The organism is Bacteroides sp. AR29 (assembly GCF_900217715.1).
Taxonomy (GTDB): domain Bacteria; phylum Bacteroidota; class Bacteroidia; order Bacteroidales; family Bacteroidaceae; genus Bacteroides; species Bacteroides uniformis.
In genome coordinates, this window is sequence record NZ_OBMS01000003.1 from 243,686 (window position 1) to 259,483 (window position 15,798).

Annotated in this window: 13 protein-coding genes; 5 read left to right on the forward strand and 8 right to left on the reverse strand. The window is 50.2% G+C overall.

Features of this window, described 5'->3' with window-relative positions:
• Positions 1-26 precede the first annotated feature (26 nt).
• The 4 genes from CSD97_RS02465 to CSD97_RS02480 form a co-directional block, all read right to left on the reverse strand.
• On the reverse strand, positions 27-641 hold the full coding sequence (locus CSD97_RS02465; RefSeq protein WP_005826095.1) for a DUF5043 domain-containing protein: 615 nt from the start codon (positions 639-641) through the stop codon (positions 27-29).
• Positions 638-2,020: a hypothetical protein gene (locus CSD97_RS02470; protein WP_098031917.1), complete on the reverse strand. Its 1,383-nt coding sequence runs from the start codon at positions 2,018-2,020 to the stop codon at positions 638-640. The genes CSD97_RS02465 and CSD97_RS02470 overlap by 4 nt, the downstream gene beginning before the upstream one ends.
• A gap of 163 nt (positions 2,021-2,183) precedes the next feature.
• Complete coding sequence (locus tag CSD97_RS02475) at positions 2,184-3,113, reverse strand: carbohydrate kinase (protein WP_005833892.1); 930 nt, start codon at positions 3,111-3,113, stop codon at positions 2,184-2,186.
• Positions 3,101-3,706, reverse strand: coding sequence for an SIS domain-containing protein (locus CSD97_RS02480; protein WP_005826081.1), 606 nt, complete (start codon positions 3,704-3,706; stop codon positions 3,101-3,103). Before CSD97_RS02480 ends, CSD97_RS02475 begins: the two co-directional genes overlap by 13 nt.
• Before the next feature lie 123 nt (positions 3,707-3,829).
• Between CSD97_RS02480 and CSD97_RS02485 the strand changes: the two genes are divergently transcribed.
• Positions 3,830-5,077 carry a pitrilysin family protein gene (locus tag CSD97_RS02485; RefSeq protein WP_009037438.1) on the forward strand — a complete coding sequence of 416 codons (1,248 nt, stop codon included), beginning with the start codon at positions 3,830-3,832 and terminating at the stop codon, positions 5,075-5,077.
• Positions 5,078-5,086: 9 nt separating this feature from the next.
• On the opposite strand, the gene CSD97_RS02490 is transcribed toward CSD97_RS02485, so the two are convergent.
• The 3 genes from CSD97_RS02490 to CSD97_RS02500 all read right to left on the reverse strand — a co-directional run bounded on the left by CSD97_RS02490 (position 5,087) and on the right by CSD97_RS02500 (position 7,853).
• Positions 5,087-5,992 (reverse strand): alkaline phosphatase, encoded by a 906-nt coding sequence (locus CSD97_RS02490; RefSeq protein WP_044468248.1) that lies wholly within the window; start codon positions 5,990-5,992, stop codon positions 5,087-5,089.
• An 89-nt stretch (positions 5,993-6,081) separates the two neighbouring features.
• Positions 6,082-6,669: an epoxyqueuosine reductase QueH gene (locus tag CSD97_RS02495; protein WP_009037437.1), complete on the reverse strand. Its 588-nt coding sequence runs from the start codon at positions 6,667-6,669 to the stop codon at positions 6,082-6,084.
• Positions 6,669-7,853: a DUF5009 domain-containing protein gene (locus CSD97_RS02500; RefSeq protein WP_061412230.1), complete on the reverse strand. Its 1,185-nt coding sequence runs from the start codon at positions 7,851-7,853 to the stop codon at positions 6,669-6,671. Before CSD97_RS02500 ends, CSD97_RS02495 begins: the two co-directional genes overlap by 1 nt.
• Positions 7,854-7,959: 106 nt before the next feature.
• On the opposite strand from CSD97_RS02500, the gene CSD97_RS02505 reads away from it, so the two are divergent.
• From CSD97_RS02505 to CSD97_RS02520, 4 genes are all read left to right on the forward strand, one after another.
• Positions 7,960-9,552, forward strand: a complete 1,593-nt coding sequence (locus CSD97_RS02505) for a DUF6377 domain-containing protein (RefSeq protein WP_229075256.1) — start codon at positions 7,960-7,962, stop codon at positions 9,550-9,552.
• Between the two features lie 205 nt (positions 9,553-9,757).
• Complete coding sequence (locus CSD97_RS02510) at positions 9,758-11,008, forward strand: glycoside hydrolase family 5 protein (protein WP_098031918.1); 1,251 nt, start codon at positions 9,758-9,760, stop codon at positions 11,006-11,008.
• Positions 11,009-11,322: 314 nt separating this feature from the next.
• The gene (locus CSD97_RS02515; protein ID WP_061412225.1) at positions 11,323-13,548 is read left to right on the forward strand and encodes a glycoside hydrolase family 3 C-terminal domain-containing protein; all 2,226 of its coding nucleotides are present in this window, start codon (positions 11,323-11,325) and stop codon (positions 13,546-13,548) included.
• Positions 13,549-13,806: 258 nt separating this feature from the next.
• Positions 13,807-14,472: an MIP family channel protein gene (locus CSD97_RS02520; protein WP_085931073.1), complete on the forward strand. Its 666-nt coding sequence runs from the start codon at positions 13,807-13,809 to the stop codon at positions 14,470-14,472.
• 134 nt (positions 14,473-14,606) lie between these two features.
• Here CSD97_RS02520 and uxuA read toward each other — a convergent pair whose 3' ends face one another.
• Positions 14,607-15,779 (reverse strand): mannonate dehydratase, encoded by a 1,173-nt coding sequence (gene uxuA, locus CSD97_RS02525; protein ID WP_057256585.1) that lies wholly within the window; start codon positions 15,777-15,779, stop codon positions 14,607-14,609.
• Positions 15,780-15,798 lie beyond the last annotated feature (19 nt).

The following is a 15,798-nucleotide window of genomic DNA, read 5'->3' on the forward strand; positions in this document are numbered from 1 at the left end:
TTTTAGTTGTTAATTTTGTATGTTGCTTACATTAGCGAACCGGGAGGAGGTAATGGGGGGAGTTTCCCTTGGGGCTTTTGCATCCATGCCAGCATAATGTAGTTGAGTTGTTTTCCTTCCTCTATGGGTTTAAAATGAATTTGTTCTTTCAGTTTTACTTCGATTTCCCTATATACATGTAGTGGCACTTTGGCGTATGGCTCAAAGGTGAAAAAATTGAAATTCACTTCCATTACTTCTCCCGTATTTGGACTGAGCAACATGGTTATCATAAGTTCCGTTTTCCCAATTTCATCTGCCATGGCTTTGGTGAATGCTTGGTCTACTATGAAATCTGCTTGCTGACTCATGAATCTGTCATATTCAATTACATTGCTACTCCAGCTGCCAATATATGTCTTCCCCGTGTCTTTATACACAATCTTTTCGTATGTCAGTTTGTTTTCTTTGTTATAAAGAGTCACAAACTGGCTACCGTCATCTACGTCGCATTGGTACGTATAACCATCTACCTCGAAAGTGGTGGTCTTTTTATAAATGACTGTTCCTTCAAGTGATTCTTCTGTTCTGATAGGTTTGTCCTGTGCTACACAAGGGTAGATGTATCCTATAAGCAGTGTAATAAGCAATAGTCTTTTCATTCGTCACAATTTTTAGTTGTTAATTTTATGTTGGGAAAAATATTGGTGATATCCAAATACTCTTTAAATGGATAATTGTCGTATCCTTCCTGACGGAAAGCATTAACGACATTATTAGATATATAGGTTTCAAAGATATCCAAGAATGAAGTTGTAACATGACCTTGCTGATTTACATATTTAGTCAATGAAGTTGTTGCTCTTAGGCGTTGGCTTTTTGCATATTTATCTTGTTTTTTGTCCGTCCACTCCGCGCTCCTTTGTAAGAACAGGTATTGCGCATAGTGCGCTTCTATCTCTCTGTTCATCATAGAACTTTTGAACGATGATATAGGCTCTTGTGTGGTTTGGAAAACATGGAACATTTCATGCAGAAGGTTGTTTGCTTCCAATTCTTCCAATCCGATGTGCAAGGTATGCTCTTCCCAATTGTAGGAATACCCTTTGCCGAAATCGAATTCCAGATTGATTTTGTTGTTTTTGACTTTCTCTTTCAGTTGGCTGTATAGGTCTCCTCCCAAACAGTCTTCCATGATTCGGGCTGTCATGTTTTCGGTGATTACCCATAAAAGCGAGTCTTGGTCGGCCTCTTTCTTGAATATATTTCCTGCCGGAGTGCCCGATGAAGAGCCGGAACCTCCTGAACTTCCTCCTCCAATCCACACATCGCCGCTTCCTCCTCCTTCACTGTTCCAGTTGCTATTATTTATAAGGGCATCATCTACCCAATAGGAATGACTAACGCAGTTGGTATAGCTGTATTCCAGCTGGTCTTTAGGTCCGGTATATACATCCCAGCATTGGGTGACGGTTATTACCGAACGGGTCTGGGCATGAGGCTTGAATGTGAGTCCTTGCGCATTCTCTTCGCCAAATACTAGATAGCTTAACAAGTCGAATATGAACACTTGGTCGCTTTCTCTTATGAGTTCGTCATCACGCTTCAATGGAAAAAACTTCATCCATCCGTCTTTGATGTGCAACAGCCAGATGGCATCGATGCAGTGTGGCTTGTCAAGGCGGTAGAGGGGAACGAAGATACAGGTCTCTTCTCCAGTCAATTTATAGGTGAAGTTCCAGAGAGGAATGCCGTATTTCAACAGGAAAGAAGCGGTGAAATGCTTTTCTTCTTCCACTCTGCGTAGTGCGGAAATCACGGCTTTTAGGGTAGAGTCGGTGTAGGCAAAGAAGTTTTCCGGCTTGAATAACGCGTGCCGGGTCAACGGGACATCGTTTGCCGGGAATCGGGGTTGATAGAAGGATTCTTCTGTTTCGCAAGAGGCGAGTATTCCTAAAAGAATGCACAAGGCAAGGCAGATGTTTTGCCATTTCTGCTTAGGAGGGGTTGGAGAGTGCTGTCTGCTTCCTTTTGTATTCATAGCGCGAATGCTTAAGGTATAAAGGATAGACAAATAAAGCAAAAAAAAAGCAGAAATGAAAGGAAAAGCGGGAGAATTTTGTTAATCCGGAAGCTGTTCTACCACAGATTGCATGGATTTTCAGGCCATGTAATCTGTGGTGAACACCCTTTTGTAAGGGTGTCTATGGCTGGTATTTTCGTGCTTCTGCAAATTCCTTTGAAACGGAGTTGTTGAAACTCTTGCATACCTCGGCGGCAAACTCAATGCCGTATTGGATAACTTGGTCCCAAGTAGCCTCGTCCATGGTATCGAGGTCCTCGTAGCGTACATTATGTTTCAGCAGCCCGAAGATGATGCCTGCGTTGAAGTTGTCTCCTGCACCGATGGTGCTGACCGCCTCCAGTGGGGGGATGGAATATTCCTTGGAAATCGTGCCGGTGCGCAATGAAACCTGCTCCGCGCCGGCTGTGCAGAGGAAGTTGCGGCAGTAGAACTTTACTTTGTCTTTGTATATCTTGTCGGCCTCCTGCAGGCCCCACATATAGAAGAAATCCTCTTGCGAGCCGCGTACAATGTTGGCGTATTCCAGATTCTCGATGATGGTGGGAGCCAGCTTGATGGCCTCCTCTTTATGGGACGAACGGAAATTGGGATCGTAGTAGATAATGGCATGCATGTCGTGTGCGCGTTCCAGTAGCTCCACCACTTTGTCGCGCAGTACCGGATTCAGGGCATAGTACGACCCTATGATTACGATGTCGTCTTCCTGAATCTGCGGATATTCCACGTCCAGGCGCTGCTTGGGATAATCTTTGTAGAAGATGTATTCCGCATCGCTCCGGTTGTTCAGGAAAGCGAGTGATACGGGGGACTTCCCGTCGGGGAACACATTGACATGGTCTGTGGGAATATTGTTCTCGCGCATGAAGTTGAGGATGATATTGCCCACGTGGTCGTTGCCCGTTTCACTGATAAAGCAGATGGGAACACCGATACGTCCCAGTGAAACGATGCCGTTGAATACCGAACCGCCCGGAACGGCTGCTGTGGGCTGTTCGCCACGGAATATGATGTCCAGTATGGTTTCTCCGATGCCTATTACTTTACGCATAGCGATCTTGATTTTTCTCCGAGGTAACCACCGTGATGGCGCTTGGAGTAGTCTTCAATGGTGAATCCTGTTTCTTTCATGGTCTGTACCACCAGGATGTCGCCGATGACGGTCATGGCGGTGGTCGAAGTCGTGGGTGTCATGCCCAGTACACATACTTCTTGCGGTTTCCCGGTGCTGAGGCATACGTTGGATTCGTGTGCCAGGGGGCTGTCGGGGTTTCCGGTGATGACGATGAACTTCAGTCCCGGGTTCAGGTTATGTGCCAGCTGTGTCAGCTCCACGATTTCGCGAGTTTTGCCCGAATTGGAGATGAGCAGCAACAAGTCATTCTCCTGGAGGATGCCGAGGTCACCATGCTGTGCTTCGCTGGGGTGCAGGAAAACGGACGGAATACCGGTAGAGCAGAAGGTGGTAGCGATGTTCATGGCTATCTGTCCTGCCTTGCCCATACCCGAAGTTACCAGTTTCCCTTTTTTGCGGTGCACTTGTTCTACGATGAGTTCTACAGCTCTTTCATAAGCGTCCGTCACTGGAATGTTCAGTACGGCCTGTGCCTCTTTCTGCAAAAGCTCTTGAATGGATGCAATCATACTTAATGTGCTAATTTGATTAATGTGCTTAAAATTATAGCAATTGCAAATATCTGCAATTTTCTATAAACGGCAATAAGTTTTATTGTATTTTTGTCGCCTCAAATAGTTTGAAACGTCAGAATGAAGAACTTAAAAGAAAATTTACTGCCAACTTTCAATCAATATACTCTGCCCAATGGCATGCGCATCATTCACGAACCCTCAGCCTCCAAAGTGGCTTATTGTGGTTTTGCCGTAGATGCGGGTACGCGCGACGAGCTTGAAAACGAGCAGGGTATGGCGCATTTTGTGGAGCACCTTATATTTAAAGGTACCGCCAAGCGCAAGGCATGGCACATTCTGAACCGCATGGAGAATGTGGGCGGTGACCTCAACGCTTACACCAACAAGGAAGAGACGGTGATTTACTCTGCTTTCCTGACCGAGCATTTCGGCCGTGCCTTCGAACTTCTGGTGGATATTGTATTCCACTCCACCTTTCCGCAACGCGAGATAGAGAAGGAGACAGAGGTGATTATCGACGAGATACAATCCTACGAAGACAACCCTTCCGAGCTAATCTTCGATGATTTTGAGGACTTGATATTCAGGGGGCATCCCTTGGGACGCAACATTCTGGGCAATCCCGAGCAGTTAAAGCAGTTTCGCAGTGAGGATGCTGCCGCATTCACTGCCCGCTTCTACCATCCCAACAATATGGTTTTCTTTGTTCTGGGTAATCTGAGTTTCAAGAAAGTTGTGCTTATGGCAAAAAAACTTCTGGCGGATATACCGGCAACACCGGTGCATTATGGTCGTACTCTGCCGCCCCTCTATGTACCCGAGCATCTTGTAGTGCATAAGGATACTCACCAGGCACATGTCATGATTGGCAGCCGGGGATATAATGCATACGATGACAAGCGCACCGCACTTTACCTGCTGAACAATGTCTTGGGTGGCCCGGGCATGAACAGCCGCTTGAACGTCTCTCTCCGTGAACGTCGTGGGCTGGTCTATAACGTAGAATCCAACTTGACTTCCTATACCGATACGGGAACTTTCTGCATCTACTTCGGTTGCGACCCTGCAGATTTGGACTACTGCACCCGCCTGGTATATAAGGAATTGAAACGCTTGCGTGATGTCCGGATGACTTCCTCGCAGCTTGCGGCCGCCAAGAAGCAGCTTATCGGGCAAATCGGTGTAGCTTCGGATAATAATGAGAACAATGCGCTGGGTATGGGAAAGACTTTCCTGCATTATAATAAATGCGAAACTTCCGAAGCCGTGTTCCATCGCATTGAACAGCTCACTTCGGAAGCTCTGTTAGAGGTGGCGAACGAGATGTTTGCCGAGGACTATCTTTCGACGCTCATTTATCGCTGACCGCTTTTTTTATTTGAAAACCTGCAACATAGGACGTCCTATCCATACTTGTGGCTGTTTCAGCCCGAAGATGTGGGCAATGGTGGAGGCAACGTCATACTGCATCATGCTTTCGTGGAATTCGCCTTCTTTCTTAATGTTCTTTCCGGAGATGATGAAGGGAGTCTGCATTTCCTGCATGGTCTTGCCGCCATGTCCTTTTTCAATACCTCCGTGGTCGGCAGTAACGACGAAGATTGTTTCTTTCAGCATGCCTGCCTCTGTAACGGCCTGGATGATGCGGCTCACATAACCGTCGAGTTCTTTCAGTTTGGCGTAATATTCAGGAGTATTGTGTCCGGCTTGATGGCCTACATGGTCGGGGTTGTCAAAGCAAATGGCAAGAAGGGTCGGTTGTTTCTCCTTGATATACTTTTCTGCCATACCGCATAAGGCTTCGGGATGTTTGTTGTAGTCGGGCGCTTGCGCATAGTGGCTTAAGGCAAGAGTGTCTACAAGGTATTTGATACCGTCCCATTCATACAGGCAGCCTATTTCCGCTTCCGGCCGGGCATCACGTAGCAGCTGGAAGATGGTAGGAAATATGCCGTGCTGGTTCAGTACGCGTGACGGAAGCTCGGGAGTCTTGGAGCCCCATTGCGTATATCCGTGCAATTCAGGACCTGCCCCCATAAACATGCTTGCCCAGTTGACGGCGCTGGAGGAGGGAAGTACAGTCCGTTTTTCTAATGTATAAGAACCGTCTGCCATCAGTTGCTTGATGTGGGGGATGTCTGCTTTGGGAACACTGTAGCTACCCCAGCCGTCAAGACCGATGAAAACTACGTGTTTTGCTTTTCCCTTGGCATTGCAGGGAACTGAAAAGAGGCATGCCACTGCTAGGGCGATGAATAATGTAAAAGTCAGTTTCTTCATGTTTTCTTTAGTTCTTATTGTTAACATGAAACAAAGTTACGGGAAACGTACCTAGTTTTAGTACGATATCGTACATAATCCGGCCGATTTTATATCGTTTCGTTCTTTTCCAACCGTTGCATGCTGAATTCACAGCCGCAATACTGCTGGTTGTAGAAGTCATACTCTTTCAGCAGTTGGTTGCGCCGGTCCTGAAGTCCGCCTTTCCGCCAGTTCTGTTCCCAGAAGAGGGTGCCCGGGTAGAGCGCGGCGGCACGGCGTCCGGCTTCATTGATTTGTTCCAGGCTTTTCCAGCGCGAAGAGGCGAGGGTAGTGGTGAATACGGAGAAACCGTGTTCGGAGGCGTAGCGGGCTGTCTCTGTCAGGCGCAGGGTGAAGCACTTCAGGCAACGGCTGCCGCGTTCCGGTTCGTGCTCCAGGCCTTGCATGGTGTGCAGCCAGTGTGCATAATCGTAGTCTGCATCGATGAAATCGATGTTTTTGGAGGTTACGAAACGGATAGCCTCGTTTTTCCTTATCTCATATTCCGCCTGCGGATAGATGTTGGGATTGCAGTAGAATACGGTGGGGCGTATGCCGTTCTCCAGCATGCACTCGATGATGGCAGAGGAGCAAGGTGCGCAGCACGAATGCAGCAGCACCTTGCGGTCACCGTTGGGTGTTTGGACTTTCAACATTATACTTTCAGTTTAATCTTGCCTTTCACCAGCAGGCCGGTCAGCCCCACAATGACAAGCGAGAAGACGAGGGACTTGAGCAGCCCCGGTACACCGCTTCCCAATGCTTCGGGATAGTGCAGATGCAGCAGTTGCTGGACAGCATACCAGATGTAAGGGATAATATAGCAGGTCAGCGTTGCCGTGCCTGCGGGTTTGATAATATCGAACCAGTTGGTCTTGCCTTTCACGTCCGTCAGCCAGTAGAAGAAGCCGAACAAGGGGAAGAACATGGCGAGGCAGTAGAACAGCCATGTCGGTGTGGCTTGTATTTTGGATATAATCCAGAACGGGTGTGAGACGAGGGCAAGGACAAGCATTCCTATGCCGAGGGCACAGAGCATGCCGATGAACCGTCCCGGCCGTTCCCGGTCGGCATAGCGCTGCATGAGCAGGGAGGTCAGTACGCCGGACATACCAAGGGCATGCAGCGTCCAGTCGCTCGGGATAAAGGGAAGCAGGACAATCCGGCTGCCGTACTCTCCCGGTATCAAGTCGGAATGGCTGACTACGGCAAGCAATACGACCACGAACCAGGCAATGGCATTCTTCCGCAGGTTCTCCCGAGTGAATAGATAGATGCCTGCACATACCGCATACGTCCAGCCGATAAGTCCGAGGATGCCCCACCAGCTTATCTGGAACGGTTTCCCGTTCATGTCCTTGTAGATGACGAGGAAGGCAAGCAGAAGCACGCCTGCTGTTTTCATTGCGGTGAAAAGGACCTTTTTCGTTCCTACCGCTTTGGGATATACCCCCCAGGTGAGGAAGAAACCGATGACCATCAGGATGGAGAACCATGGGTGCGAGAGGCCGCCTTCGATGCCTCCGCTGTTCAGTGAAAACAGTCCCATGGCAATCAGTGCCACTGTCCGCCAGAAGATATGGGCCACGACTTGCAGGGTGTTGTCTCCCTTTTTGTACCGGTTTTGTATGGCAAAGGATACGGACATGCCCATACAGAAAAGGAAAGCGGGGAAGATGGTGTCGGAGAATCCCATCATGTCTTCGTCTATCCTGGCATGCATCAGCCAGTGGGGGACGTTTTTCAGTCCGGGAATGTCGTTGACAAAGAGCATGAGGAACATGGTGAGTGCGCGGAATACGTCTACCGCGGCAATCCGTTGGGGTGTTAAGCTTTTCATGATAGATAATTTGTTTGGGGGTTTTGAACGCAAATATAGGAAACTATTCTTTCCGATGCTACTGCTTTGCAGGATTTCTTGCTATATTTGCATGAACTTTATGGTCATGGAAAGGAGATTGTTCATTTTTTGTTTTCTTGCCGTCGTGGTATGGCAAAGTGTGGCTTTGGCTGCCGGCACGTCGTCTTTCACTGCACTGACGGCTTCTTTGGATGAGGCTATCGAGGCGCATCGGCACTATGTCGCCGTGCGTGAAGGGCGCATTGCCCGGCTGAAGTGCCAATTGCTGGATGCCGACACCGCCAATCTCTCTTTTTTTCGATGGAATGGGGAAATTTATAAGGAGTACAAGGCATATATCTGCGACTCTGCCATCCATTATCTTCGTGTCAATCTGGATTGGGCAGAACGCTATGGCCAACGGAATGCAGCACTCGAAACAAGGCTGGAGCTTGCCCACCTGATGGCTTCGGCAGGCATGTACGAGGAAGCCGCCGAACTCTTGAGGCAGACGGACAAAGCCTCCCTTCCCTCCCATCTGCTGCCGGACTATTACAATGCCTGTCATAAACTTTACACAGAACTGAGTTTCTATACGCTGGACGATTCTTTCAAGAAGCATTATCAGGCTTTGGCTACCCATTATGACGATTCTTTGATGCAGGTACTTCTGCCTTCATCCCCCCTCTATCTGGAACGAAGAGAGACGCGGGAGGCCGCTGCAGGCCATCCGGACGAAGCCTTGAGCATCAATGATACGCGTCTGGCACATGCCAAGCCCAATACTCCCGAATATGCGCTGGTGACCTATCAGCGCTCATTGCTCTACCGCCGGCTCGGGAACCGGGAGGAGGAGAAGCGCTATCTGGCTTTGTCTGCACTGACCGATATTCGCCTGAGCATCACAGACCATGCCTCACTCTGGAACCTGGCGGAACTTCTTTATGAGGAAGGGGATATGGAGCATGCCTACCGTTACATCCGTTTCTCGTGGGACGAAACCAACCGATACAACGCCCGTAGCCGCAGCCTCCAGACTGCCGGCATCCTTTCACTGATAGACCTCACTTATCAGGCCATGCGTGAGAAGCAGAATGACCGGCTCCGGCTGTACCTCTGGCTCATCAGCGCTTTGATTGTGCTGTTGGTGGTGGCAGTGGGCTTTATCTACCGGCAGATGCAGCGACTCTCTGCCGCACGGAACAAGCTGGAGCATGCCAACGAGCAACTGCAACTCTCAAACAACATCAAGGAGGAGTATGTGGGCCGTTTCATGAATCTCTGCTCCGTTTATATCAACCGGCTGGATACCTACCGGCGGATGGTCAACAAGAAAATCTCTGCCGGGCAGATGGAAGAGCTGCTGAAGATGGTGCGTTCCCGCGAGGTGCTGGACACCGGACTGAAGGAACTCTATGATAACTTTGATACTGCCTTCTTGCACCTTTTCCCCGATTTTGTCGATAAATTCAATGACTTGCTGCAGCCCGAAGAACGCATCGTGCTCCGTAAAGGCGAGTTGCTGAATACGGAACTCCGCATTTTCGCCTTGATTCGTCTGGGCATCGACGACAGTTCGCAGATTGCAGAATTCCTCCGTTATTCCGTAAACACCATCTATAATTACCGTGCCAAAGTGAAGAACAAGGCCCGCATTTCGCGCGAGGACTTTGAAATACGGCTGATGCAGATACGCTGACAATACGTCAAACTGGCTTTTTGAATCCACTTTCTGCCTTTCTCTTCTTCTGATTATATTTCTGATTATTAGTTGTTTGTTTGTTCATGCTTCTTCACTTCTTCCACCTATTCCCGATTCGCCGGTACGAGGTGTTCTTATCTTTCCTAACTTTGGGGAAGCAAAAGCGAATATCGCAACTAATACTATAACCAAAATTATTGCCATGAAACATTTATTAGCGACAAGCATTACCATCGCCCTGCTCTCTTTGGGCCTTGCGGGATGCGGTGAGAAACAAGCGACAAAAGAAGTAACTTCGGATGCATTCGTAACCATTCAGGGTCAGGACTTGATAAAGCCCGACGGTACCAAACTCTTCATCATGGGTACCAACCTGGGCAACTGGCTGAATCCGGAAGGATACATGTTCAAGTTCAACAAGACCAATTCCGGCCGTTTCATCAATGAGATGTTCTGCCAGTTGGTGGGACCGGACTTTACGGCCGACTTCTGGAAAGCATTCAAGGACAATTATGTAACGCGCGAGGACATCCGCTTCATCAAGGAGCAGGGTGCCAACACCATCCGCCTGCCTTTCCACTACAAGCTGTTTACCGATGAGGACTATATGGGGCTGACCGCCGCCCAGGACGGATTTGCCCGCGTGGACAGCCTGGTAGAGTGGTGCCGCGAATCGGACTTGTACCTCATCCTCGACATGCACGACGCTCCCGGCGGACAGACGGGCGACAATATCGACGACAGCTACGGCTATCCCTGGCTGTTCGACAGCGAAGTCAGCCAGCAACTCTACTGTGACATCTGGCGCCGGATAGCCGACCGCTACAAGAACGAACCGGTCATCCTCGGTTACGAACTCTTCAACGAGCCCATTGCCCCTTACTTCGAGAACATGGAGGAACTCAACGGCAAGCTGGAAGATGTATATAAGAAAGGTGTAGCCGCCATCCGCGAGGTGGACAGCAACCACATCATTCTGCTGGGCGGTGCGCAATGGAACGGTAATTTCAAGCCTTTCAAGGACTCCAAGTTCGACGACAAGATAATGTACACTTGCCACCGTTACGGAGGCGAACCTACCCAAGCTGCCATCCAGACGATTATCAACTTCCGCGACAGTGTGAACCTGCCCATGTACATGGGTGAGATAGGCCACAATACGGACGAATGGCAGGCCGCTTTCTGCCAGACGATGCGCGAGAACAACATCGGCTATACCTTCTGGCCCTACAAGAAGATGGACGGTTCTTCTTTCGTCGGCATCACTCCGCCGGAGAACTGGGCAAACATCGTGTATTTCTCCGAAGCACCGCGTGCCACGTACAAGGAAATCCGTGAGGCACGTCCCGCGCAGGCCATGTCCCGCAAGGCGATGATGGACTTTATCGAGGCATGCAAACTGAAGAATTGTGTGGTTCAGGAGGGTTATATCCGGTCATTGGGAATGAAGTAGCGGGTGCTGCCTCGCTGCAAACAGTACGTATCAAGTCCCAGAGGATGAGATGCCGGGACTTAGTATGAAAGAGGTAGGGACTGAGCTGTACACACCATAGGACTGAGCATCCAAAACATCCGGGTGTTTTGGGGTAAAACATGGGGATGTTTTGGACAACAACATCCGGATGTTATGGGTACTCACTATACGGGTGTAAGGACTTCAGTTCCTATGTAGGTAGGGCTAAGTCATATTCCCTTGTATGTTGGGGATTATCAATGGTACGGACTGATTATGATTGCTTATTTATATAACAACTTAATTATACAACAATGAAAAAAGTATTATTCGGTTTGGTTCTGGCCGCTGTCGCGCTGCCTCTTTCGGCCCAGCAGAAGCCCGTCTATCTGGACGCAAGCAAACCTATTGAAGAAAGAGTGGAAGACGCCTTGAGCCGTCTGACCCTGGAAGAGAAAGTGAAGTTGACTCATGCGCAAAGCAAGTTCAGCAGTGCGGGTGTGCCCCGTCTGGGCATTCCCGATGTATGGACGGACGACGGCCCCCACGGCATACGTCCCGATGTGTTGTGGGACGAGTGGGAACAAGCCGGATGCACCAACGACTCCTGCGTGGCTTTCCCTGCCCTGACCTGTCTGGCGGCAACCTGGAACCCCGAAATGTCTCTCCTTTACGGACAGAGCATCGGTGAAGAGGCACGCTACCGCAACAAGTCCGTCCTGCTGGGCCCCGGTGTCAATATCTACCGCACACCGCTCAACGGACGCAACTTCGAGTATATGGGTGAGGACCCTTATCTGGCCGGAAAGATGGTGTCGCCCTATATCCGGGGCGTGCAGCAGAACGGCGTGGCTGCCTGCGTGAAACACTTCGCCTTGAACAACCACGAAGTGAACCGCCACACCACCAACGTCATCGTGGACGACCGTGCTCTTTATGAAATCTATCTGCCTGCTTTCAAGATGGCCGTGCAGGAAGGCGGAGCGTGGAGCATCATGGGTGCCTACAACCTATACAAAGGCCAACATCTTTGTCACAACCAATACACATTGAACGATATATTGAAGGGCGAATGGGGATTCGACGGCGTAGTCATTTCCGACTGGGGCGGCACGCACGATACCTGGCAAGCCATCACCAACGGGCTGGATATGGAATTTGGCAGTTGGACCAACGGGCTCTCGAACGGTGCCAGCAACGCATACGATAACTATTATCTGGCAAATCCCTATCTGAACCTCATCCGCGAAGGTAAGGTAGGTACCACGGAACTGGACGACAAGGTACGCCGCATTCTGCGCCTTATCTTCCGTACGGTGATGAACCCCGACCGTCCGTGGGGAAGCATGCTCTCTCCGGAACATTACGAGGCTGCCCGCCGCATCGGTGAGGAGGGCATCGTACTGTTGCAGAACAAGGGCAATGTGCTCCCGATAGACCTGAACCGGGCTAAAAAGATTCTTGTAGTGGGCGAGAATGCCATCAAGATGATGACCGTAGGCGGTGGTAGTTCTTCCCTGAAGGTACAGCGCGAACTCTCTCCGTTGGACGGCATCAAGCAGCGTGTGGCCGGCAAGGCCGAGGTGGTCTATGCCCGTGGCTACGTGGGCGATGCAAGCGGTGAATACAACGGGGTGGTGACCGGACAGAATCTGAAGGATGACCGTACTCCCGAAGAGCTGATAGCTGAAGCCGTGAAAGAGGCCCGGGATGCCGATTATGTCATCTTCATCGGCGGCCTGAACAAGAGCAACGGCCAGGACTGCGAGGACTCCGACCGTAAGGGTCTGGGCTTGTCCTACGGTCAGGATGCCGTTATCTCCGCACTGGCCGAGGCGAACAAGAATCTGATTGTCGTCAACATCTCCGGCAACGCCATTGCCATGCCGTGGGTGAACGAGGTGCCTGCCATCGTGCAGGACTGGTATCTGGGTTCCGAAGCCGGCAGTTCCCTTGCCGCCATCCTCATGGGTGATGTCAATCCCAGCGGCAAGCTTCCGTTCACCTTCCCCGTGAAGCTGGAGGACTGCCCGGCCCACAGCTTGGGCGAATATACCGGCAAACGGAGCAAGGACATCATCGACATCAAGTATAATGAAAGCATCTTCGTGGGCTACCGTTGGGCCGATAAGCAGAAGAAGGTGAAACCGTTGTTCCCCTTCGGCCACGGTTTGAGCTATACCACTTTCGAATATGGCAAGCCGACGGCCGACAGCAAGACCATGCAGGCCGACGGTACGCTGACCGTGAAGGTTTCTGTAAAGAATACCGGAGCGCGCGAAGGGCAGGAAGTTGTCCAACTGTACATCAGTGACAAGAAGTCCTCTCTGCCTCGTCCCGTCAAGGAACTGAAAGGTTTCCAAAAGGTGAAACTGGCTCCGGGCGAAACAAAGGAAGTCACATTTACCATTGATAAGGAGGCTCTTAGCTTCTTCGATGACACCCAGCACGCTTGGGTGGCCGAGCCGGGCAAGTTCGAGGCTGTCATAGCAGCTTCGGCAGCCGATGTGAAGGGAACGGTTCCTTTTGAATTGAAATGATGTAGGAAAATAAAGTTTCCTTTTAGGTTATTATCAAAGATAGTGTAGATGGAGGGTGTGGCCGTGAGGTTGCACCCTTTCTTTGTACTCTTTACAAGCCAATATGTTTTCTTATATTTCTGAGTTTCTTCGGGTTGGCTAAGGAAGATGCAGATATGCTGGATGTTAGAGTTAAAGCAGTGATGTTTTGTAGTAATGGGTGAGTTTTTACCGCCGTGTTTGGGCAGATTTTCATCTTTTATATTTATTTTTACAGAAATGATCGGGACAATGGTTCTTGTCCTGATGGGATGTGGTAGTGCTGTCTTTGCCGGAAGTGCGGCGGGGGCGGTTAGTGCAGGTGTCGGAACGCTGGGAGTGGCTTTTGCTTTCGGCTTGTCCGTTGTGGCGATGGCATACGCTATCGGAGGAATCTCGGGCTGTCATATTAATCCTGCCATTACCCTGGGCGTTCTGTTGTCCGGCAGGATGAGCGGGAAAGATGCAGCCATGTATATGGTGTTTCAGGTTATCGGGGCGGTTATCGGTTCTGCCATTCTTTATGCATTGGTGTCTACGGGCGCTCATGGTGGTCCTACGGCTACCGGTTCCAATGGGTTTGCTGACGGAATGATGTTGCAGGCATTCATTGCAGAGGCTGTGTTCACGTTTATCTTTGTGCTGGTTGTGTTAGGTTCTACTGATTCCGAGAAGGGGGCGGGTAATCTTGCAGGATTGGCCATTGGTCTTACGTTGGTATTAGTGCACATTGTTTGTATTCCTGTTACGGGAACTTCTGTCAATCCTGCCCGTAGCATCGGTCCGGCACTGTTCCAGGGTGGCGAGGCTCTCTCTCAGTTGTGGCTGTTCATTGTAGCTCCGTTTGTGGGTGCTGCGCTGAGTGCCGTTGTATGGAAAGTGCTTGCTGCAAAAGAAGGTAAATAAATGTCGGCAGACAGTGCCTTAAGAAGAGGCGGCTGATGGCAGAAAACTTATAAAGGGAAGCCCTCCGTCCGAAACTTCAAAGTTTCGGACGGAGGGCTTCCTGTTCTTTCCTTATGCTTGCTATATCTTGTGCCTTATTCGTACAGCGATTTGGCTATACCCATTTCCAGTCCACGAAGCTCTGCCAGTCCGCGCAGACGGCCGATACAGGAATAGCCGGGATTGGTTTTCTTCTTCAAGTCGTCTACCATCTGGTGTCCGTGGTCGGGTCGCATCGGGATAGAGACACCACGGCGTTGTTGCAGTTCAAGGAAGGCTTTCATCACGTGATACATGTCCACGTCTCCTTCCAGGTGGTTGGCTTCGTAGAAATTGCCTTCGGCGTCGCGTTGTGTACTGCGCAGATGGACAAAGTTGATGCGGTCGGCAAATTGCTGCATGATGGCTGCACAATCGTTGGCGCTGCTTACACCGAGCGAACCGGTGCAGAGGCAAAGACCGTTGCTCTTGTTGGGAACAGCGTCAATCAGTGCCTGGAAATCGGCAGCACAGCTCATGATGCGTGGCAGGCCGAGGATGGAGCACGGTGGGTCGTCCGGATGGATAACGAGCATGACACCTGCTTCGTCGGCTACCGGAGTGATTTCTTGCAGGAAATAGATCAGGTTGGCACGCAGGCGTTCCGGAGTGATGCCCTTGTAGCGGTCCAGTTCCTGTTGGAACTGTTCCAGGGTGAAGCTTTCTTCTGAGCCGGGAAGTCCGGCAATCATGTTGCGTACAAGCAGTTGTTTGTCTGCCTCTGTCATCTGTTCGAAGCGGGCACGGGCTTTGGCCTTTTCTTCATCGGTGTATTCGCCTTCTGCACCGGGACGACGTAGCAGGAAGAGGTCGAAGGCGATGAAAGCGGCACGTTCAAAGCGGAGGGCACGACTGCCGTCGGGTAGTTCGTAGGCGAGGTCGGTACGTGTCCAGTCCAGTACGGGCATAAAGTTGTAGGTGACAATGTGAATGCCGCATTTGCCCAGGTTACGCAAGCTCTCTTTATAGTTGTCGATATACTTCTGGAAGTCTCCGGTTTGGGTCTTGATATGTTCGTGTACGGGTACACTTTCTACTACAGACCAGCGCAGACCTACGGCTTCAATCATTTCTTTCCGTTTCTTGATTTCCTCTACTGTCCATATTTCCCCGTTTGGAATATGATGCAAGGCGTTTACAATGCCGGTAGCCCCGGCTTGTTTGATGTCCCAAAGGCTTACCGGGTCGTTGGGACCGTACCAGCGCCAGGTTTGTTCACAAAGAATCATGTTATTTATTGTTTGATGA

Coding starts and splice junctions, on each gene's coding strand:
- CSD97_RS02470 (WP_098031917.1), bottom strand. CDS start 2,020: ATGAATACAAAAGGAAGCAGACAGCACTCTCCAACCCCTCCTAAGCAG.
- CSD97_RS02495 (WP_009037437.1), bottom strand. CDS start 6,669: ATGTTGAAAGTCCAAACACCCAACGGTGACCGCAAGGTGCTGCTGCAT.
- uxuA (WP_057256585.1), bottom strand. CDS start 15,779: ATGATTCTTTGTGAACAAACCTGGCGCTGGTACGGTCCCAACGACCCG.
- CSD97_RS02475 (WP_005833892.1), bottom strand. CDS start 3,113: ATGCGTAAAGTAATAGGCATCGGAGAAACCATACTGGACATCATATTC.
- CSD97_RS02520 (WP_085931073.1), top strand. CDS start 13,807: ATGATCGGGACAATGGTTCTTGTCCTGATGGGATGTGGTAGTGCTGTC.
- CSD97_RS02515 (WP_061412225.1), top strand. CDS start 11,323: ATGAAAAAAGTATTATTCGGTTTGGTTCTGGCCGCTGTCGCGCTGCCT.
- CSD97_RS02510 (WP_098031918.1), top strand. CDS start 9,758: ATGAAACATTTATTAGCGACAAGCATTACCATCGCCCTGCTCTCTTTG.
- CSD97_RS02480 (WP_005826081.1), bottom strand. CDS start 3,706: ATGATTGCATCCATTCAAGAGCTTTTGCAGAAAGAGGCACAGGCCGTA.
- CSD97_RS02485 (WP_009037438.1), top strand. CDS start 3,830: ATGAAGAACTTAAAAGAAAATTTACTGCCAACTTTCAATCAATATACT.
- CSD97_RS02500 (WP_061412230.1), bottom strand. CDS start 7,853: ATGAAAAGCTTAACACCCCAACGGATTGCCGCGGTAGACGTATTCCGC.
- CSD97_RS02490 (WP_044468248.1), bottom strand. CDS start 5,992: ATGAAGAAACTGACTTTTACATTATTCATCGCCCTAGCAGTGGCATGC.
- CSD97_RS02505 (WP_229075256.1), top strand. CDS start 7,960: ATGGAAAGGAGATTGTTCATTTTTTGTTTTCTTGCCGTCGTGGTATGG.
- CSD97_RS02465 (WP_005826095.1), bottom strand. CDS start 641: ATGAAAAGACTATTGCTTATTACACTGCTTATAGGATACATCTACCCT.